The 18,999-nt window shown below is 66.8% G+C and carries 29 protein-coding genes; all 29 read right to left on the reverse strand.

Going from position 1 to position 18,999, the window contains the following annotated elements; all coding sequences use genetic code 11:
- Nucleotides 1-104: 104 nt before the first annotated feature.
- The 29 genes from FHR38_RS09640 to rpsL all read right to left on the reverse strand — a co-directional run bounded on the left by FHR38_RS09640 (nt 105) and on the right by rpsL (nt 18,629).
- A complete protein-coding gene (locus FHR38_RS09640; protein WP_246446400.1) occupies nt 105-656 on the reverse strand; it encodes a DUF1707 SHOCT-like domain-containing protein in 552 nt (183 codons plus the stop codon).
- A 65-nt stretch (nt 657-721) separates the two neighbouring features.
- The gene (map, locus tag FHR38_RS09645) at nt 722-1,573 is read right to left on the reverse strand and encodes a type I methionyl aminopeptidase (RefSeq protein ID WP_184534352.1); all 852 of its coding nucleotides are present in this window, start codon (nt 1,571-1,573) and stop codon (nt 722-724) included.
- A gap of 187 nt (nt 1,574-1,760) precedes the next feature.
- Nucleotides 1,761-2,414 (reverse strand): adenylate kinase, encoded by a 654-nt coding sequence (locus FHR38_RS09650; protein WP_184534353.1) that lies wholly within the window; start codon nt 2,412-2,414, stop codon nt 1,761-1,763.
- Nucleotides 2,415-3,746, reverse strand: a complete 1,332-nt coding sequence (secY, locus tag FHR38_RS09655; RefSeq protein WP_184539459.1) for a preprotein translocase subunit SecY — start codon at nt 3,744-3,746, stop codon at nt 2,415-2,417.
- A 234-nt stretch (nt 3,747-3,980) separates the two neighbouring features.
- Entirely contained in the window at nt 3,981-4,424 is a 444-nt protein-coding gene (gene rplO, locus FHR38_RS09660; RefSeq protein WP_184534354.1) for a 50S ribosomal protein L15, read from the reverse strand.
- The gene (rpmD, locus tag FHR38_RS09665; protein WP_184534355.1) at nt 4,424-4,606 is read right to left on the reverse strand and encodes a 50S ribosomal protein L30; all 183 of its coding nucleotides are present in this window, start codon (nt 4,604-4,606) and stop codon (nt 4,424-4,426) included. Before rpmD ends, rplO begins: the two co-directional genes overlap by 1 nt.
- On the reverse strand, nt 4,606-5,220 hold the full coding sequence (gene rpsE / locus FHR38_RS09670; protein ID WP_184534356.1) for a 30S ribosomal protein S5: 615 nt from the start codon (nt 5,218-5,220) through the stop codon (nt 4,606-4,608). The genes rpmD and rpsE overlap by 1 nt, the downstream gene beginning before the upstream one ends.
- A 71-nt stretch (nt 5,221-5,291) precedes the next feature.
- Nucleotides 5,292-5,681, reverse strand: a complete 390-nt coding sequence (gene rplR / locus FHR38_RS09675) for a 50S ribosomal protein L18 (RefSeq protein ID WP_184534357.1) — start codon at nt 5,679-5,681, stop codon at nt 5,292-5,294.
- A 52-nt stretch (nt 5,682-5,733) separates the two neighbouring features.
- The gene (gene rplF, locus FHR38_RS09680) at nt 5,734-6,276 is read right to left on the reverse strand and encodes a 50S ribosomal protein L6 (RefSeq protein ID WP_184534358.1); all 543 of its coding nucleotides are present in this window, start codon (nt 6,274-6,276) and stop codon (nt 5,734-5,736) included.
- A gap of 16 nt (nt 6,277-6,292) precedes the next feature.
- Nucleotides 6,293-6,700 carry a 30S ribosomal protein S8 gene (gene rpsH, locus FHR38_RS09685; RefSeq protein ID WP_013288624.1) on the reverse strand — a complete coding sequence of 136 codons (408 nt, stop codon included), beginning with the start codon at nt 6,698-6,700 and terminating at the stop codon, nt 6,293-6,295.
- A gap of 148 nt (nt 6,701-6,848) precedes the next feature.
- Nucleotides 6,849-7,097: a type Z 30S ribosomal protein S14 gene (locus FHR38_RS09690; protein WP_446685670.1), complete on the reverse strand. Its 249-nt coding sequence runs from the start codon at nt 7,095-7,097 to the stop codon at nt 6,849-6,851.
- Entirely contained in the window at nt 7,042-7,611 is a 570-nt protein-coding gene (rplE, locus tag FHR38_RS09695) for a 50S ribosomal protein L5 (RefSeq protein ID WP_184534360.1), read from the reverse strand. The genes FHR38_RS09690 and rplE overlap by 56 nt, the downstream gene beginning before the upstream one ends.
- On the reverse strand, nt 7,611-7,931 hold the full coding sequence (gene rplX / locus FHR38_RS09700; RefSeq protein ID WP_184534361.1) for a 50S ribosomal protein L24: 321 nt from the start codon (nt 7,929-7,931) through the stop codon (nt 7,611-7,613). Before rplX ends, rplE begins: the two co-directional genes overlap by 1 nt.
- On the reverse strand, nt 7,928-8,296 hold the full coding sequence (gene rplN / locus FHR38_RS09705; protein WP_007073026.1) for a 50S ribosomal protein L14: 369 nt from the start codon (nt 8,294-8,296) through the stop codon (nt 7,928-7,930). The genes rplX and rplN overlap by 4 nt, the downstream gene beginning before the upstream one ends.
- Before the next feature lie 101 nt (nt 8,297-8,397).
- On the reverse strand, nt 8,398-8,688 hold the full coding sequence (rpsQ, locus tag FHR38_RS09710) for a 30S ribosomal protein S17 (RefSeq protein WP_184534362.1): 291 nt from the start codon (nt 8,686-8,688) through the stop codon (nt 8,398-8,400).
- Complete coding sequence (gene rpmC, locus FHR38_RS09715; protein WP_184534363.1) at nt 8,685-8,918, reverse strand: 50S ribosomal protein L29; 234 nt, start codon at nt 8,916-8,918, stop codon at nt 8,685-8,687. The genes rpsQ and rpmC overlap by 4 nt, the downstream gene beginning before the upstream one ends.
- The gene (rplP, locus tag FHR38_RS09720) at nt 8,918-9,343 is read right to left on the reverse strand and encodes a 50S ribosomal protein L16 (RefSeq protein WP_088647000.1); all 426 of its coding nucleotides are present in this window, start codon (nt 9,341-9,343) and stop codon (nt 8,918-8,920) included. The genes rpmC and rplP overlap by 1 nt, the downstream gene beginning before the upstream one ends.
- A gap of 3 nt (nt 9,344-9,346) precedes the next feature.
- On the reverse strand, nt 9,347-10,228 hold the full coding sequence (gene rpsC, locus FHR38_RS09725) for a 30S ribosomal protein S3 (RefSeq protein ID WP_184534364.1): 882 nt from the start codon (nt 10,226-10,228) through the stop codon (nt 9,347-9,349).
- Nucleotides 10,228-10,704 (reverse strand): 50S ribosomal protein L22, encoded by a 477-nt coding sequence (gene rplV / locus FHR38_RS09730; RefSeq protein WP_184534365.1) that lies wholly within the window; start codon nt 10,702-10,704, stop codon nt 10,228-10,230. Before rplV ends, rpsC begins: the two co-directional genes overlap by 1 nt.
- 103 nt (nt 10,705-10,807) lie before the next feature.
- On the reverse strand, nt 10,808-11,089 hold the full coding sequence (gene rpsS, locus FHR38_RS09735; RefSeq protein WP_088647003.1) for a 30S ribosomal protein S19: 282 nt from the start codon (nt 11,087-11,089) through the stop codon (nt 10,808-10,810).
- A 13-nt stretch (nt 11,090-11,102) separates the two neighbouring features.
- Complete coding sequence (gene rplB / locus FHR38_RS09740; protein WP_184534366.1) at nt 11,103-11,942, reverse strand: 50S ribosomal protein L2; 840 nt, start codon at nt 11,940-11,942, stop codon at nt 11,103-11,105.
- A 12-nt stretch (nt 11,943-11,954) separates the two neighbouring features.
- Nucleotides 11,955-12,257, reverse strand: a complete 303-nt coding sequence (gene rplW, locus FHR38_RS09745; RefSeq protein ID WP_184534367.1) for a 50S ribosomal protein L23 — start codon at nt 12,255-12,257, stop codon at nt 11,955-11,957.
- Nucleotides 12,254-12,904, reverse strand: coding sequence for a 50S ribosomal protein L4 (rplD, locus tag FHR38_RS09750; protein WP_184534368.1), 651 nt, complete (start codon nt 12,902-12,904; stop codon nt 12,254-12,256). The genes rplW and rplD overlap by 4 nt, the downstream gene beginning before the upstream one ends.
- Nucleotides 12,901-13,563, reverse strand: coding sequence for a 50S ribosomal protein L3 (rplC, locus tag FHR38_RS09755; protein WP_184534369.1), 663 nt, complete (start codon nt 13,561-13,563; stop codon nt 12,901-12,903). The genes rplD and rplC overlap by 4 nt, the downstream gene beginning before the upstream one ends.
- A gap of 11 nt (nt 13,564-13,574) precedes the next feature.
- Nucleotides 13,575-13,883 (reverse strand): 30S ribosomal protein S10, encoded by a 309-nt coding sequence (rpsJ, locus tag FHR38_RS09760; RefSeq protein WP_007073037.1) that lies wholly within the window; start codon nt 13,881-13,883, stop codon nt 13,575-13,577.
- Nucleotides 13,884-14,222: 339 nt separating this feature from the next.
- Entirely contained in the window at nt 14,223-15,416 is a 1,194-nt protein-coding gene (tuf, locus tag FHR38_RS09765; RefSeq protein ID WP_184534370.1) for an elongation factor Tu, read from the reverse strand.
- Nucleotides 15,417-15,595: 179 nt separating this feature from the next.
- Nucleotides 15,596-17,692, reverse strand: a complete 2,097-nt coding sequence (gene fusA / locus FHR38_RS09770; protein WP_184534371.1) for an elongation factor G — start codon at nt 17,690-17,692, stop codon at nt 15,596-15,598.
- Between the two features lie 90 nt (nt 17,693-17,782).
- The gene (rpsG, locus tag FHR38_RS09775; protein WP_184534372.1) at nt 17,783-18,253 is read right to left on the reverse strand and encodes a 30S ribosomal protein S7; all 471 of its coding nucleotides are present in this window, start codon (nt 18,251-18,253) and stop codon (nt 17,783-17,785) included.
- Between the two features lies 1 nt (nt 18,254).
- Nucleotides 18,255-18,629, reverse strand: a complete 375-nt coding sequence (rpsL, locus tag FHR38_RS09780; protein ID WP_111215584.1) for a 30S ribosomal protein S12 — start codon at nt 18,627-18,629, stop codon at nt 18,255-18,257.
- Nucleotides 18,630-18,999 lie beyond the last annotated feature (370 nt).

Raw genomic sequence — 18,999 nt, forward strand, 5'->3', positions numbered from 1 at the left:
GCCAGAGTGGACGCTGTGCGCCGATCAGCCAGTGTACGCGCGGGCACGCATCGACGCCAAACCGAGGTGGGTCCCGGCGAGCCGATCGGACGAACGGGACTATATCAATCGTCCTGGCAACCGGCCGACCGGTCGGAATCGCCCAGCATTCGCTTGTCGATCTTCTCCTGTGCCTTCCGGGCCCGCTTCGCCGCCCACTGCTGCGGTGCCCCGTTGATCAAGCCCCCCACCGTGGAAACGACCAGCACCGCCCCCCACGGCCCAGCCACCCAGACAGGCCAGTAGTAGAGCGTTTCACCAGTGCTCAGGCTGCTGGCACCCCAGACTGCGGTGGTGATGGTCATCGCGCCGAAGTAGGTGCCCCAGGTCTCGACCAGCCAGCGCCGTGTCGCCCCCGGAAAGCGGACCTGCTCCTCGGGCACCACCACCGGTCGCTCCCCTGCGGGCAGCAGCTGTGCCCGCTGGGTGGGGACGGTCTCCGGCAGATCGACCAGCAGGGCGTTCAACTCGCCGTACGTCTTCGCGGCGTAGGCCCGCTGGAGGCGCTCGTCGTACTCGCTCAGATCCAGCCGACCCTCGTCCAACGCGTTTCGCAGTCGATCCGCTGCCGCTGTCCGGTCGGAGTCCGCCGCCCGCATCTCGTCCCGCCGGTCCATGGCTAGAAGCATGCCATCGCACGGATACGAGCGACATCCCCCGGTACCGGTCGACGCCGACCCCGTCAGGCGGGCTCGGATGCGGACGGCTGCCGGTCGGTCACCAGGTCGCCGAGGCGAGTTCGGCCGCCGTCAGGTGCGGTCAGCACCCATACCCCGTCGTCGAGCAGGGCCATCGTGTGCTCCACGTGCACCGCCATCGAACCGTCCCGGGTGACAACCGTCCAGCCGTCGGCCAGTTCGGCCGTCCGGGGCGAGCCCATGGTGATCATCGGCTCGATGGCCAGGGCCAGACCGGACACCAGGCGCGGCCCGCGTCCCGGCCGACCGTGGTTGAGCACGTGCGGATCCTGGTGCATCTCGGTGCCGATGCCGTGCCCGCCGTATCCGTCGACGATGCCGTACCGGCCGCCCTTACGGACCGCGCACTCGACCGCGTACGAGATGTCGGTCAACCGGCCCTTCCCGCTGGCCGCCCCCCGCGCCGCAGCGGCGATCCCGGCCCACATCGCGTCCTCGGCCACCTCGGACATCCGGAGCAACTCCGGCCGGACCTCGCCGACTCCGACCGTGATCGCCGCGTCGCCGTGCCAGCCGTCCAGCACCGCACCGCAGTCGATGGAGATCAGGTCCCCGGAGCGCAGCACCTGCTTCGGCGACGGGATCGCGTGCACCACCTGCTCGTTGACCGAGGAGCAGATGGATGCGGGAAAGCCGTGGTAGCCCTTGAAGGAGGGAACGGCACCGGCCTCGCGGATCACCGACTCGGCGATCTCGTCCAGGTCGGCGGTGGTGACCCCGGGCGCGACCGCCGCACGCATCCGGCCCAACGCGGCAGCCACCACCAGCCCGGCGGCCCGCATCTTCTCGATCTGCTCCGGGGTCTTCAGTTGGATGTCCAACTGGTGACGGCGCATGCCGTTTCTACCTTTCGCTGACAGGTGCGGGGCTCGCTGCTCCCGCCCCGGCGTGTCCGCGCCACGCCGGAACACGGAGTACCCATGTTCCGGGCCACGCCACGCACTGTTGCGGCCGGCAACCACCCCGCCGGCCGCTCCGGGCCCTGGCCGCAGGGAAGATCTCCCGGGGCCGACGCCGGCGTGCCTATCCGCCGTACGAACGCAGAGCGTCGATGGCCCGAACCGTGACGTCCTCCACCGGGCCGGTGGCGTCGATCCCGACCAGCTTGCCCTGCGCGCCGTAGAAGTCGACCAGCGGAGCCGTCTTGTCCGCGTATTCGCGCAGCCGCTCGGCGATCGTCTCGGCCTTGTCGTCGTCACGCTGGAACAGCTCGGAACCACACCGGTCGCAGATGCCCTCCCGCGAGGGTGCGTCGAACTCGACGTGCCAGATCTTCCCGCAGCCCCGGCAGGTACGCCGACCGGAGAGCCGTCGGATCACCTCGTCGTCGTCCACGACCAACTCGAGCACCAGGTCGAGGGCGGTGCCGAGGTCAGCCAACAGCTTGTCGAGAGCGGCGGCCTGCGGCGTGGTACGGGGAAACCCGTCGAGCAGGAACCCGCCGCTGGCGTCCGGCTCGGCGAGCCGGCTCCGCACCATGTTGATGGTCACCTCGTCGGGCACCAGCTTGCCGGCGTCCATGTAGCGCTTGGCCTCGACACCAAGCGGGGTGCCCTGGGACACGTTGGCCCGGAAGATGTCGCCGGTGGAGATCTTGGGCACGGCCAGGTGCGCGGCGATGAACTCGGCCTGAGTACCCTTTCCGGCCCCCGGAGGGCCAACCAGAACGAGTCGCATCTACCGCAGGAACCCTTCGTAGTTCCGCTGCATGAGTTGGCTCTCGATCTGCTTCACGGTTTCCAGACCCACACCGACCATGATCAGTACCGCAACTCCACCGAACGGGAAGTTGACGTACTGCTCGCTGTTCAGCCAGATGAAGAAGAAGTTGGGCAGGATCGAGATGAGACCCAGGTAGAGGGAGCCGGGCAGCGTGATCCGGCTGAGGATGAAGTCGAGGTACTCGGCGGTCGGCTTACCGGGCCGGATGCCCGGCACGAACCCGCCGTACTTCTTCATGTTGTCCGCGACCTCGGTCGGGTTGAACGTGATCGAGACGTAGAAGTAGGTGAAGAAGATGATCAGCAGGAAGTAGACGCTGATGTAGATCGGGCTGCGTGGGTTGGCCAGGTTGTTCTGGATCCACATCTGCCAGTCGTTCAGGTTGTTCGGATCGAAGAACTGCAACCCGAGCTGCGGCAGGTAGAGCAGCGAGGAGGCGAAGATGACCGGGATGACACCTGCCTGGTTGACCTTCAGCGGGATGTAGGTGGAGGTCCCGCCGTACGACCGCCGGCCGATCATCCGCTTCGCGTACTGCACCGGGATCCGGCGCTGCGCCTGCTCGATGAAGACCACCGCAGTGAGGATCACCAGCACCAGGACCAGCACGAGGGCGAACATGTCCCAGCCGTTGGTCTTGCGGATCGTCCAGCCCTCGCTGGGCAGTCGGGCCGCGATCGAGGTGAAGATCAGGACCGACATGCCGTTGCCGACGCCCCGGTCGGTGATCAGCTCACCGAGCCACATCACCATGCCGGTGCCGGCGGTCATCGTGATGACCAGCGTGACCAGTGTGATCCAGAGCGGCAGGCCGGTGTTCTCGGGGACGATCGGGAACTGGTCGCACATCCCGTTGAAGAGCTGCCCGGAGCGGGCCAGTGCGACGAACGCCGAGGCCTGCAGCACACCCAGTCCGAGCGTCAGGTAGCGGGTGTACTGGGTGATCTTCGCCTGCCCGGCCTGTCCCTCCTTGCGGAGCTGCTCCAACCGCGGGATCACCACGGTGAGCAGCTGCAGGATGATCGAGGCGGTGATGTAGGGCATGATGCCCAGCGCGAAGACCGAGAGCTGGAGCAACGCACCACCGGAGAAGAGGTTCAGCAGCGTGAAGACGCCGTTGCCCTCCCCCGTCTCCATCGTCTTGATGCAGCTCTGGACGTTGCTGTAGGAGACGCCAGGGCTCGGCAGTGTCGCGCCGAGCCGATAAATCGCGACGATGGCTACTGTAAACAGCAGCTTCTTGCGCAGGTCAGGCGTACGAAACGCACTGAGAAAGGCGGAGAGCAACTTCATCCTCCTGCGCGAGGCGGCCGCCAGTAGTCGTGGCGGGACGTGGTGGTTGCCGGGCGAGCGCCCGATATCCATAGCTGGGATCGGACTCTAACAGCCAAGAGCGTATTCGGGCAGGTGCGCCCGGGAACATTTACCGGATCCGATGCTGCCGGGGCAATACCGGACCAGCAGACCGTGGCGCCCGCCAGTTGCGGACAACTGAGCGAGCGCCACGGTCGACGTGCTTGCCTACAGCTCGGTGGCCGAGCCACCGGCGGCAGTGATCTTCTCCTTGGCGGAGGCGCTGAACGCGTGCGCCGAAACCTGGAGAGCCACTCCACCGAGGTCACCGGTACCGAGGACCTTGACCGGGTGTCCCTTACGGACCGCACCAGCCTCCACCAACTCCAGCGGGCCGACCTGGCCGCCGTTGGGGAACAGCTCAGCGAGCCGGTCCAGGTTGACGACCTGGAAGACGACCTTGAACTTGTTCTTGAAGCCCTTGAGCTTCGGCAGCCGCATGTGGATGGGCATCTGCCCACCCTCAAACGCCGCCGAGATGTTCTTCCGGGCCTTGGAACCCTTCGTACCCCGACCGGCGGTCTTGCCCTTGGAGCCCTCACCGCGACCCACGCGGGTCTTCGCGGTCTTGGCTCCGGGAGCGGGACGCAGGTGGTGGACCTTGATCGTCATTACTCGACCTCCTCGACCTTCACGAGGTGGTTCACGGTGAAGATCATGCCCCGAATCTCGGGACGGTCCTCCTTGACCACCACGTCATTGATCCGCTTGAGGCCGAGCGACCGCAGGGATTCCCGCTGGTTGTGCTTGGCCCCGATCTCGGACCGGACCTGGGTGACCTTGAGACGTGCCATCAGGACGCCACCCCCGCCCGAGCCGCGAGCATGGCGGCCGGCGCGACGTCCTCGACCGGCAGGCCGCGACGGGCCGCGACCGCCTCCGGCGATTCGAGGCTCTTCAGAGCCGCGACCGTGGCGTGCACGATGTTGATCGGGTTCGACGAACCGAGGCTCTTGGAGAGCACGTCGTGGATACCCGCGCACTCCAGCACGGCACGAACCGGACCACCGGCGATGACACCGGTACCGGCGCTGGCCGGCTTGAGCAGGACGACGCCAGCGGCGTCCTCACCCTGCACCGGGTGCGGGATCGACGAGGCGATCCGCGGCACCTTGAAGAAGTGCTTCTTGGCCTCCTCGACACCCTTGGCGATCGCCGCGGGCACCTCCTTGGCCTTTCCGTAGCCCACACCGACGGTGCCGTCGCCGTCCCCCACGATCACCAGGGCGGTGAAGCTGAAGCGACGACCACCCTTCACGACCTTGGCGACACGGTTGATCGCGACGACCCGCTCAAGGTGCGGGGTCTTCTCGACGGGCGCGTTTCCGCGGCCGCCCTCACGGCGGTTGTCGCGGCGACCACCCTCGTTGCCACCGGACCCGCCGCCACGGCGCTGTTGACCTGGCATCAGCAGCCTTCCTTCCCTCTCGTGACGGGGTTAGCTAGTTGCGATCCTCGTATGACGCGCATCAGACGCCGTCAGAACTCGAGTCCGGCTTCGCGGGCAGCGTCGGCCAGCGCGGCGAGCCGCCCGCCGTACCGGTTGCCACCGCGGTCGAAGACGACCTTGGAAATCCCCGCAGCCTTGGCCCGCTCCGCGACGAGTGCGCCGACCTTGCTGGCCAGTGCGCTCTTGTCGCCCTCGGTGCCCCGGATGGACGCATCCAGGCTCGATGCCGACACGAGGGTGCGGCCCTGGGTGTCGTCCACCACCTGGGCGGTGATGTTCCGCAGCGAACGGGTGACGACCAGGCGAGGCCGCTCGGCCGTACCGCTGATGCTCCGGCGGACGCGGAAGTGCCGACGCGCACGCCCGACGGCGCGCTGGGCGGCGACGCCGCGGCGGCGCTTGAGCAGCGTGGCGCTCACTTGATCACTCCTTTGCTCGCGACTGCGGGGCTCGCAAGCTCGCTCCTCGCACTCACTTCTTACCGGCCTTTCCAGCCTTGCGGCGGATGACCTCGCCCTGGTACTTGATGCCCTTGCCCTTGTAGGGCTCCGGCGGACGGATCTTCCGGATGTTGGCGGCGATCTCACCGACCTGCTGCTTGTCGATGCCGGCCACGTGGAACAGCGTCGGCTTCTCCACAGTGAAGGTGATGCCGTCCGGCGCCGCGACCAGCACCGGGTGCGAGAACCCGAGCGCGAACTCCAGGTCCTTGCCCTTGGCGGTGACGCGGTAACCGGTACCGGCGATCTCCAGGGACTTCTTGTAGCCCTCGGTCACGCCGACGATCATGTTGGCGACCAGGGTACGGCTCAGGCCGTGCAGTTCCTTGGCCTTGCGCTCATCGTTCGGCCGGTTGACGTGCAGCTGGCCGTCCTCGCCCTGCTCCGCCGTGATCGGCTCGGCCAGGGTGACGGCGAGCTCGCCCTTCGGGCCCTTGACCTTGACGGTCCGGCCGTCGATCGTGACGTCGACGCCGGCCGGTACCGGGATCGACTTACGTCCAATACGCGACATTTCTACCTGTCTCCCGTTACCAGACGAAGGCGAGGACTTCCCCGCCAACGCTCCGCTTGCGGGCCTGCCGGTCGGTGAGCAGTCCCTGGGACGTCGAAATGATCGCCACGCCCAGCCCACCGAGCACCCGCGGGAGCCCGTCCGACTTGGCGTACACCCGCAGACCGGGCTTGGACACCCGCTTGATGCCCGCCAGGCTCCGCTCACGGTTCTGGCCGTACTTCAGCTCGACCACCAGGCGCTTGCCGACAGCGCCCTCCTCGGGCTCCTCGACCGACCAGGTGGCGATGTAACCCTCGGCCTTGAGAACCTCGGCAATGTTCGCCTTGATCTTCGAGTAGGGCATCGTCACCCGGTCGTGGTACGCCTGGTTGGCGTTCCGCAGACGCGTCAGCATGTCTGCGATCGGGTCGGTCATAGTCATTGGTTCTCGTCAGCCTTTCTCACCGGGGTTCCCTGGGCGGTCAGACCCGGGCCTACGGCGTTGCGATCCTCGCCCAGGCCGTCGGCCTGGACGCAGCTGGGCTCTACCGGGTTGTGTTCCACGCCTCGCCCATAGCCAGGGCGTAGCGTCACCAGGAAGCCTTGGACACGCCGGGCAGCTCACCGCGGTGGGCCATCTCCCGGAGGCACACCCGGCAGAGACCGAACTTGCGGTAGACCGCCTTCGGACGTCCGCACCGCTGGCAGCGGGTGTACGCCTGGACCGAGAACTTCGGCTTCTTGGCGGCCTTGAGAATCAGCGCCTTCTTCGCCATCTCGTACTCACTGCTCCTTGAACGGGAAGCCCAGGAGCTTGAGCAGCGCCCGGCCCTCGTCATCGGTCGTCGCGGTGGTAACCACCGTGATGTCCATGCCCCGCTGCCGATCGATCCGGTCCTGGTCGATCTCGTGGAACACGGACTGCTCGGTCAGGCCGAACGTGTAGTTACCGTGCCCGTCGAGCTTGCGCCCGTCCAGGCCGCGGAAGTCGCGGATACGCGGCAGCGCGATGGAGAGCAGCCGGTCCAGGAACTCCCACATCCGGTCGCCGCGCAGGGTCACCTTCGCGCCGATCGGCATGCCCTCTCGCAGCTTGAACTGCGCGATGGACTTGGTCGCCCGCCGCACCTGCGGCTTCTGGCCGGTGATCGTGGCGAGGTCGCGGACCGCACCGTCGATCAGCTTCGCGTCCCGAGCTGCCTCGCCGACACCCATGTTGACGACGATCTTGACCAGGCCCGGCACCTGCATCGGGTTGCCGTACTCGAACTGCTCACGCAGCTTGGCCACGATCTCGTTGCGGTACCGCTCCTTGAGGCGCGGCATGGTCTTCATTTCGGTAGCCGTGGTCATCAGAGGTCCTTACCGGTGCTACGCGCGATGCGGACCTTCTGGCCACTCTCGTCGATCCGGTACCCGACCCGGGTCGGGTTGCCGTCGGAGTCCAGGACCTGCACGTTCGAAACGTGGATCGGGGCCTCCTGGGTGACGATGCCACCGGTCTTGGCGCCACGCTGGGTGGTGGTGATGCGGGTGTGCTTCTTGACCCGGTTCACGCCCTCGACCAGGATCTTGTCCTGCCGCGGGTAGGCCGCGATGACCTTGCCCTTGGCACCCTTGTCCTTGCCGGCAATGACGACGACCGTGTCGCCCTTCTTGACCTTCACGGTCACAACACCTCCGGCGCAAGCGAGATGATTTTCATGAACCGCTTGTCCCGCAGCTCCCGACCCACCGGGCCGAAGATACGGGTACCCCGCGGGTCTCCACCGTCCTTGATGATGACGGCGGCGTTCTCGTCGAAGCGGATGTACGAGCCGTCCGGCCGCCGCTTCTCCTTGGCGGTACGAACGACGACCGCCTTGACGACGTCACCCTTCTTGACACCGGCGCCGGGGATCGCGTCCTTGACGGTGGCCACGATGACGTCGCCGATACTCGCGTAGCGCCGACCGGAGCCGCCGAGAACCCGAATGCACAGGATCTCCCGGGCACCCGTGTTGTCGGCGACGCGCAGTCGCGACTCCTGCTGAATCACGTCTATCTCCTATGTCTGCCAGTTCTCAGTCGGCCCGGCCGACCGAGCTTGGCGGAACCCTGAGCCTGCTGGATCGGTCTGCTACGCAGCCCGTACGGCTCTTACTTGGCCTTCTCGAGGATTTCCACGATCCGCCACCGCTTGGTGGCGGAGAGCGGACGGGTTTCCATCAGCAGCACCCGGTCGCCGATGCCACACGCGTTCTGCTCGTCGTGCGCCTTCAGCTTGCTGGTACGCCGCATGACCTTGCCGTACAGCGGGTGCTTGACCCGGTCCTCGACCTCGACAACGACGGTCTTCTCCATCTTGTCGCTGACCACGAGGCCCTCGCGCACCTTGCGCTGGGCCCGCTGAGCCGCGCTGGTCCCCTCCGGGGCAGTCTTCTCACTCATGCCTTCACCTCAGTTGGCGCGGCCGAGAGTCCGAGCTCGCGCTCACGCATGATCGTGTAGATCCGGGCGATCTCCCGACGGATGACCTGAAGCCGACGGTTGTTGTCGAGCTGGCCGGTCGCGGCCTGCACGCGGAGGTTGAACAGCTCCGCCTTGGCCTCCCGTAGCTTCGTGACCAGCTCCTCTTCGGAGAGCTCACGCAGCTCGGCGGCCTTAACGCCCGCTGCCATCAGGATTCACCCACTTCGCGCGTCACAATGCGGCACTTCATCGGGAGCTTGTGGATCGCGCGACGCATCGCCTCTCGCGCAATCTGCTCGTTGGGGAAGGACATCTCGAAGAGCACCCGCCCCGGCTTCACGTTGGCGACCCACCATTCCGGTGAGCCCTTACCGGAACCCATCCGGGTTTCCGCCGGCTTCTTGGTCAGGGCCTGGTCCGGGAAGACCGTGATCCAGACCTTGCCACCACGCTTGATATGGCGGGTCATCGCGATACGGGCCGACTCGATCTGCCGGTTCGTCACGTACGCCGGCTCGAGCGCCTGGATTCCGAACTCGCCGAAAACCACCCGGTTGCCGCCCTTCGACGCGCCATGGCGGTCGGGGTGGTGCGGCTTGCGGAAGCCCTTCGGGGGCTTGCGCGGCATCAGCATCTGTCAGCCCTCCTGCGCTGAGCTGTCCGATCCGGCCGAAGCGGCCGGAGTGGCCGGCGCGGCGGTGGCCGGCGCGGCACTTTCGTTCGTGGCCTCCACAGCACCCGCGGAGGCCTCGGCCGCCGCAGCCCGTCCAGCGTCCGTACCACCCGGGGTGGTGCCGGACGAACCGGACCGACCACGACGCGGCCGCTCCGGACGGTCACCGCGGTCGCGGCGCGGACGCGACGGACCCGCCTCGGCCGGGGTCTCCCGACCAGGTACGGCGTCGCCCTTGTAGATCCAGACCTTCACGCCGATACGGCCGAAGGTGGTCCGTGCCTCGAAGAAGCCGTACTCGATGTTGGCCCGCAGCGTGTGCAGCGGAACCCGACCCTCGCGGTAGAACTCGGTGCGGCTCATTTCCGCACCGCCGAGGCGGCCGGAGACCTGCACCCGGATGCCCTTGACGATCGGGTTCTTCATCGCCGACTGCATGGCCTTACGCATCGCCCGCCGGAAGCTGACCCGGCTGGAGAGCTGCTCGGCCACACCCTGGGCGACCAGCTGTGCGTCCGACTCCGGGCTCTTCACCTCGAGGATGTTGAGCTGAACCTGCTTGCCGGTCAGCTTCTCCAACTCGCCGCGGATCCGGTCGGCCTCCGCACCCTTACGGCCGATGACGATGCCCGGCCGGGCGGTGTGGATGTCGACCCGGACCCGGTCCCGGGTCCGCTCGATGTCGACCTTGGAAATGCCGGCACGCTCCAGGCCCTTGGACATCATCCGCCGGATCTTCACGTCCTCGGCGATGTAGTCCTTGTAGAGCTTGTCCGCGTACCAGCGGGACTTCCAGTCGGTCGAGATGCCGAGCCGGAACCCGTGCGGGTGAACCTTCTGCCCCATTACTCGGCACCCTCCGTCGTGCTCTGCGTGTCGGCGGCCGTGGTCTCCGGCGCGGCCTTCTTGGCCGGCGCGGCCTTCTTGGCCGGCGCGCCCTTCTTCCCCGACGTGGCCGGCGCTACCGCCTCGACCACGATCGTGATGTGACAGGTGCGCTTGCGGATCCGGTACGCCCGGCCCTGTGCCCGAGGCTGGAACCGCTTCATCGTCGGGCCCTCATCGACGAACGCCTCGCTGACGAGCAGCGCGTCAGGGTCCAACCGCTCGTTGTTCTCCGCGTTGGCGATCGCGCTCGCGAGGACCTTGTAGACCTGCTCGCTCGCAGCCTGCGGCGCGAACTGCAGCACCGTGAGCGCCTCCTTCGCGGGCAGACCGCGGACGAGGTTGACCACCCGGCGCGCCTTCGTCGGCGAGATGCGCACGTGCCGCGCAACCGCCCGCGCGCCCGGAAGCACCGGAGCGTCGCCCCTAACTGGCATCGCTGTAACCCCTTGATCCTTAATCCGTGGCTTTACGACCATTGTTCGGCCAGGTCCGGCTGACGTACGGTCCGCCGGATGGTGGACCGAACAAGAGTCGGCATCAGCGCCGGCGGCTCTTCCGGTCGTCCTTCTCGTGACCCTTGAACGTACGGGTCAACGCAAACTCGCCGAGCTTGTGCCCGACCATCGCCTCGGTGACGAACACCGGAACGTGCTTGCGTCCGTCGTGCACCGCGATCGTGTGGCCGAGCATCTCGGGGATGATCGTCGAGCGCCGCGACCAGGTCTTGATGACGTTCTTCGAGCCCTTGTCGTTCTGCGTCTCCACCTTCTTGAGCAGGTGGTCGTCGATGAACGGGCCCTTCTTCAGGCTGCGAGGCATGTCCTAATCTCCCTTAGCCGCGCTTGCGGGTGGCGTAGCGGCGGCGGACGATCATCCGGTCGCTCGGCTGGCCCTTACGACGGGTGCGGCCCTCCGGCTTACCCTGCGGGTTGACCGGGTGGCGACCACCGGAGGTCTTACCCTCACCACCACCGTGCGGGTGGTCGACCGGGTTCATGGCGACACCACGAACGGTCGGGCGCTTGCCCTTCCACCGCATCCGGCCAGCCTTGCCCCAGTTGATGTTCGACTGGTCGGCGTTACCGATCTCGCCGATGGTGGCGCGGCACCGCACGTCGACCCGCCGGATCTCACCCGAGGGCATCCGGAGGGTGGCGTACGCGCCCTCCCGGCCCAGCAGCTGGATGCCGACACCGGCGGAACGGGCCAGCTTGGCACCGCCACCCGGCCGCAGTTCGACGGCGTGGATGGTGCTACCAACCGGAATGTTGCGCAGCGGCAGGTTGTTGCCCGGCTTGATGTCCGCGCCCGGCCCCGACTCGACCCGGTCGCCCTGCTTCAGGTCCTTCGGCGCGATGATGTAACGCTTCTCGCCGTCGGCGTAGTGCAGCAGCGCGATCCGCGCGGTGCGGTTCGGGTCGTACTCGATGTGGGCGACCTTCGCCGGCACGCCGTCCTTGTCGACCCGCTTGAAGTCGATCAGACGGTACTGCCGCTTGTGCCCGCCGCCGTGGTGCCGCGTGGTGATCCGGCCCTGGGCGTTACGCCCGCCCTTCTTCGGCAGCGGAGCCAGCAGCGACTTCTCGGGAGTCGACCGGGTGATCTCGGCGAAGTCGGCGACGCTGGAGCCACGCCGGCCCGGCGTCGTCGGCTTGTACTTACGGATAGCCATTGTCTATACCCCTCAGCTGACCGGGCCGCCGAAGGCCTCGATACGGTCACCGTCAGCCAGCTTCACCATCGCCCGCTTGGTGGCCTTGCGCTGGCCGTACCCGGTGCGGGTGCGCTTGCGCTTGCCCTCGCGGTTGAGGGTGTTCACCGTCAGGACGCGGACGTCGAAGATCTGCTGGATCGCGATCTTGATCTCGGTCTTGTTCGCGTCCGGGTGCACCAGGAAGGTGTACCAGTTACGGTTCAGCTCGCTGTAGCTCTTCTCCGAGACGACCGGCGCCACGATGATGTCGCGCGGGTCGGCAATCGTCGTCACTTGCCACCCTCCTCAGTGGTCTCGGCCGGCACACCCAGGAACTCGTCCAGCGCGTCCTTGGTGAAGACCACGTCATCGGCCACCAGCACGTCGTACGTGTTGAGCTGGCCGGCTTCGATCAGGTGCACCTTCGACTCGTTCCGCAGCGACAGCCAGTTCAGCTCGTCGGTGCTGCTCAGCACGACCAGGACCCGCTTGGCCTCGGTCACCTTGCCGAGCGTGGCCAGCGCCGCCTTGGTCGACGGCTTGTCGCCCGCGACGAAGGACTCGACCACGTGGACCTGGCCCGCGCGGGCCCGGTCCGAGAGGGCGCCACGCAGCGCGGCGGCCTTCATCTTCTTCGGGGTCCGCTGGCTGTAGTCACGCGGCACCGGGCCGTGGACGACGCCACCACCGGCGAACTGCGGGGCACGGATCGAGCCCTGCCGGGCCCGGCCGGTGCCCTTCTGCTTGTACGGCTTCTTGCCGCCACCGGCGACCTCACCGCGGGTCTTGGCCTTGTGCGTGCCCTGGCGCGCGGCGGCCAACTGGGCCACCACGACCTGGTGCATCAGCGCGACGTTGGCCTGCACGTCGAAGATGTCGTCCGGCAGCTCGACCGAGCCGCTCTTGGCGCCCTCGAGGTTGCGCACGTCAACCGTGCTCACTTCGCCGCCCCCTTCTTCACCTGGGTCTTCGCCGCGGTGCGGACCAGGACCAGCGCGCCCTTGGGGCCGGGGATGGCACCCCGGACGAGCAGCAGGTTGTTCTCGGTGTCGATCGCCTGGATCTTGAGGTTCTGCACGGTGAAGCGAACGCCACCCATGCGACCCGCCATCCGGACGCCCTTGAAGACGCGACCCGGGGTCGCGCAGGCGCCGATCGAGCCGGGCGAGCGGTGCTTACGCTCGACACCGTGGCTGGCGCGCAGACCGTGGAAGCCGTGCCGCTTCATCACACCGGCGTAGCCCTTGCCCTTGGTCTTACCGGTCACGTCGATCGAGACGCCCTCGGCGAAAGCGTCGACGGTGACCTCCTGGCCGAGGTCGTACTCGCTCGCGTCGCTGGTGCGCAGCTCGACCAGGTGCCGACGGGGGGCCGCTCCGGACTTTGCGAAGTGGCCGGATTCCGGCTTGTTGACCTTCCGCGGGTCGATCGCGCCGTACGCCAGCTGGACCGCGGCGTAACCGTCCTTGTCGGCGGTACGAACCTGGGTCACGACGCACGGGCCGGCCTGCACCACGGTCACCGGAACAACGCGGTTGTTGTCCCAGACCTGGGTCATGCCGAGCTTGGCGCCCAGGATGCCCTTAACTTGCCTGTCCATTAGTCCGGTCCCTACAGCTTGATCTCGATGTCGACGCCAGCCGGAAGGTCGAGGCGCATAAGCGAGTCGACCGTCTTGGGGGTCGGGTCGATGATGTCGATCAGACGCTTGTGCGTGCGCATCTCGAAGTGCTCGCGCGAGTCCTTGTACTTGTGCGGCGAACGGATCACGCAGAAACGGTTGATCTCCGTGGGCAGCGGTACGGGGCCCGCGACCTGCGCCCCAGTGCGGGTCACCGTCTCGACGATCTTCCGCGCCGAGGAATCGACGACCTCGTGGTCATAGGCCTTGAGCCGGATGCGGATCTTCTGTCCCGCCATGGTGGCTTCTGTTCCTTCTCTCTCCGCCCCGCCCGACCGTCCGCAATTGGAGCCCGCTCAGTGGCGAGCGGGAGTTGCCAGACCGGGCCCGGCGCTGCCGATTCGTGTTGTGTCCGACCCCCGCGGTCGGGCGTGTCGCGCCCTTGGGCCAGACTCCGCCAACTGGTATTCCAGGGCGGTGCGACCTCGCGGTTGGATCGGGGTGCCGGGTCGTGTTTCCAGGACCTGACACGCCCCACAAGGGTGACTGACTGCTGGGCAGCCAGCCACCCTTGTCGGTACGCAACCTGACCAGTATGCCGTACTACCGCACGGCAGCGCTAATCGGGGTTACCTTAGTCACTTAATGATCTTGGTGACGCGACCCGCGCCGACCGTACGGCCACCCTCACGGATCGCGAAGCGGAGGTTGTCCTCCATCGCGATCGGCTGGATCAGCTTAACGGTCATCGAGGTGTTGTCGCCCGGCATGACCATCTCGGTGCCCTCAGGCAGCGTGACGACACCGGTGACGTCCGTGGTCCGGAAGTAGAACTGCGGACGGTAGTTCTGGAAGAACGGGGTGTGCCGGCCACCCTCCTCCTTGGAGAGGATGTAGACGGTCGCCTCGAACTCGGTGTGCGGGGTGGTCGTACCCGGCTTGATGACGACCATGCCGCGCTCGACCTCTTCGCGCTTGGTGCCACGCAGCAGGAGGCCGACGTTCTCGCCTGCACGGGCGTCGTCCAGGGTCTTCCGGAACATCTCGATCGCGGTGACCTTGGTCTTGAAGCCCTTCTCCTTGATGCCGACGATCTCAACATCCTCGTTCGGCAGGAGAACGCCACGCTCAACCCGACCGGTGACGACCGTACCACGACCAGTGATCGTGAAGACGTCCTCAACCGGCATCAGGAACGGCTTGTCAACCTCGCGCTCCGGCTGCGGGATCGCGGTGTCAACCGCGGTCATCAGCTCCATGAGCCGCTCGGTCCACTCCGGGTCGCCCTCGAGCGCCTTCAGCGCCGAGACGCGCACGACCGGCAGGTCGTCGCCCGGGAACTCCTGCGAGGACAGCAGCTCACGGACCTCGAGCTCGACCAGCTCGAGCAGCTCCTCGTCATCGACCATGTCGCTCTTGTTGAGCGCCACGACGATGTAGGGAACGCCGACCTGGCGGGCCAGCAGAACGTGCTCGCGGGTCTGCGGCATCGGGCCGTCAGTCGCCGCCACCACCAGGATCGCGCCGTCCATCTGCGCGGCACCGGTGATCATGTTCTTGATGTAGTCGGCGTGCCCCGGGCAGTCGACGTGCGCGTAGTGCCGCGCATCGGTCTGGTACTCGACGTGCGCGATCGAGATCGTGATACCGCGGGCCTTCTCCTCCGGCGCCTTGTCGATCTCGTCGAACGGCGTGTACGGGTTCAGGTCCGGGTACTTGTCATGCAGGACCTTGGTGATGGCCGCCGTCAGCGTCGTCTTACCGTGGTCGATGTGACCAATGGTGCCGATGTTGACGTGCGGCTTAGTCCGCTCGAACTTCGCCTTCGCCACTGGTGTCCTCCTGTGGACTTCTTGGTTCGTACGCCCGGCACGCCGTTCGGCGTTTGGGACTCTGTCGACAGCCTTACCGGCCTAAGTTGCAGACCGGAAAGTTCTTGGGTCTTGCGGTGGTAGAACCTTCAGGCCCGGTCTCTCGTGCAGCCCGGCCCCCCGAAAGGCACCGGCCGATGTTACTCGCCCGTCGCCTTCGCGATGATCTCCTTCGCCACGTTCTGCGGTACCTCGGCGTAGGAGTCGAACTGCATGCTGTAGCTAGCCCGGCCCTGGGTCTTGGACCGCAGGTCCCCGACGTAGCCGAACATCTCCGACAGCGGCACCAGGGCACGGACGATTCGCGCACCGTGGCGCTCCTCCATGGCCTGGATGATGCCGCGGCGGGAGTTCAGGTCACCGATCACGTCACCCATGTTCTCCTCGGGCGTCGTGACCTCGACCGACATCATCGGTTCGAGCAGTGCCGGGTCGGCCTTGCGGGCCGCCTCCTTCAGCACCATCGAACCAGCGATCTTGAACGCCATCTCGGACGAGTCGACCTCGTGGTACTGGCCGTCCAACAGCGTCAGCTTCACACCGACCAGCGGGAAGCCGGCCATGATGCCGTACTGCATCGCGTCCTGGGCGCCGGCGTCGACCGAGGGAATGAACTCCTTCGGGATACGACCACCGGTAACCGCGTTGGCGAACTCGTAGGTCGCCGAGTCGTTGTCCAGCGGCAGCGGCTCCAGGCTGACGATGACCCGGGCGTACTGACCCGACCCACCGGTCTGCTTCTTGTGGGTGTACTCGACCTTCTCCACCTTGCGGCGGATCGTTTCGCGGTACGCCACCTGCGGCTTACCGATGTTGGCCTCGACGTTGAACTCACGCCGCATCCGGTCGACCAGGATGTCCAGGTGCAGTTCACCCATGCCGGAGATGACCGTCTGACCGGTCTCCTCGTCGTTCTTGACGCGGAAGGTCGGGTCCTCCTCCGCCAGGCGCTGGATCGCGGTTCCCAGCTTCTCCTGGTCGGCCTTGGTCTTCGGCTCGATCGCGACCTCGATGACCGGCTCCGGGAAGGTCATCGACTCCAGGATGACCGGGTTCGCCGGGTCGCAGAGGGTGTCACCGGTGGTGGTCTGCTTGAGACCCTGCACGGCGATGATGTCACCAGCCTGGGCGCTGGCGCGCTCCTCACGCTTGTTGGCGTGCATCTGGTAGATCTTGCCGATGCGCTCCTTGCGGTCCTTGGTGGAGTTGATCACCTGGGACCCGGAGTCAAGCTTGCCGGAGTAGACCCGCACGTAGGTCAGCTTGCCAAGGTGCTTGTCCGTCTGGATCTTGAAGGCCAGACCGGAGAAGGGCTCGGCGACCGAGGGCTTGCGCTGCAGCGGGGTCTCACCGTCAGTCGCGGTGCCCTCGATGGCCGGGATGTCCAGCGGCGACGGCAGGAAGGCGACGACCGCGTCAAGCATGGGCTGGATGCCCTTGTTCTTGAACGCGGTACCCGTGAGGACCGGGTTGGCCTTGCCGGCGATCGTCGCCCGCCGGATCGCGGTCTTGATCTCCTCGACGGTGAGCGACTCGCCCTCGAGGTACTTCTCCATGATCGCGTCGTCGACGTCGGCCAGGGTCTCGAGCAGCTTCTCCCGCCACTCGGCGGCAAGGTCCGTCAGCTCGGCCGGGATCTCCTCGACCGCGTAGTCCTCGCCCTTCTGGGTCTCGCCACGCCAGGTCAGCGCCCGCATCTCGATCAGGTCGACGACGCCGATGAAGTCGGACTCGGCCCCGATCGGCACCTGCAGGACGAGCGGCGTGGCGTTCAGCCGGTCGATCATCATCTGGACGCAGCGGAAGAAGTCCGCGCCGGTCCGGTCAAGCTTGTTGACGAAGCACATCCGCGGGACGTTGTACTTGTCAGCCTGCCGCCAGACGTTCTCGGTCTGCGGCTCCACACCGGCGACACCGTCGTACACCGCGACCGCACCGTCAAGCACGCGCAGCGACCGCTCGACCTCGACCGTGAAGTCGACGTGGCCGGGCGTGTCGATGATCTGAATCGTGTGGCCCTTCCACTCGCACTTCGTGGCGGCGGAGGTAATGGTGATACCGCGTTCCTGCTCCTGCTCCATCCAGTCCATGACGGCACCGCCCTCGTGGACCTCACCGATCTTGTACGTGATGCCGGTGTAGAACAGGATCCGCTCGGTAGTGGTGGTCTTGCCGGCATCGATGTGCGCCATGATGCCGATGTTGCGTACCTTGGCGAGCGCGTCTGCGGCGGCCACTTCAATCCCTCTTCATCGTCGTCTCGAGCCTGCGGTCTTCTCCGCCCCGCCACCCGGCGAGGCCGGGCAGCGGGTCGAGGAATGGCTGGTTTACCAGCGGTAGTGCGCGAAGGCCTTGTTGGACTCGGCCATCTTGTGGGTGTCCTCGCGCCGCTTCACGGCGGCACCGAGACCGTTGCTCGCGTCGAGCAGCTCGTTCATCAGGCGTTCGACCATGGTCTTCTCACGGCGGGCCTTCGAGTAGGTGACCAGCCAGCGCAGTCCGAGGGTGGTCGCCCGACTGGGGCGCACCTCGACCGGCACCTGGTAGGTCGCGCCACCGACCCGACGGCTACGCACCTCGAGGGTCGGCTTCACGTTGTCCATCGCCCGCTTCAGGGTGACGACGGGGTCGGTGCCCGACTTCTCACGGCAGCCCTCCAGGGCACCGTAGACGATGCGCTCAGCGAGCTGACGCTTGCCGCGCAGCAGGATCTTGTTCACCAGCTGGGTGACCAGCGGGGAGTTGTATACCGGGTCAGCGACCAGCGGCCGACGCGGAGCAGGGCCCTTACGCGGCATCTCAGCTCTTCTCCTTCTTCGCGCCGTAGCGGCTACGCGCCTGCTTACGGTTGCGGACGCCCTGGGTGTCCAGCGAGCCGCGCACGATCTTGTAGCGCACACCCGGGAGGTCCTTCACCCGGCCACCGCGAACCAGCACGATCGAGTGCTCCTGCAGGTTGTGGCCGACGCCCGGGATGTAGGCGGTCACCTCGACCTGGCTGCTGAGCTTGACACGGGCGACCTTACGCAGCGCCGAGTTCGGCTTCTTGGGGGTGGTGGTGTAGACACGCGTGCATACGCCCCGCCGCTGCGGGCTGCCCTTCAAGGCTGGTGTCTTCGTCTTGCTCGTCTTGGCCTGACGGCCCTTGCGGACAAGCTGCTGAATGGTGGGCACCGGGTTTCTCCGCTCCCTTCGGCCGCCCCTCAGCGGCCGCGCCGTGTCGTCATAGCCGCCCGGCTGGACAGCTCTCCTACATTCCGGCCAGGTGTCCCTTACGGGCTCCCGGCACCCGCGGTCGGGCGTGTCGCCCCTCCGCGTGCCGGTACGGCGCTCGCGCGCGCGTACCGGACTTTTCCGGCCTCTCGACCACTAATCACGATCGAAAGCCTGATTATGACTTTGTGTGGTACTGCTCCGTGACCGGATCCCCGGCCCGAGCGCACGCACGAGCTGCCCAGGCATGCCCGGGCGCAAGGGGAAAGAGTACCCACCATGGGAGCACAGGTCAAAACGGGGGTCGTGGTAGCCGCTGGCCACCCGTCGG

The organism is Micromonospora polyrhachis, from assembly GCF_014203835.1.
GTDB lineage: Bacteria > Actinomycetota > Actinomycetes > Mycobacteriales > Micromonosporaceae > Micromonospora_H > Micromonospora_H polyrhachis.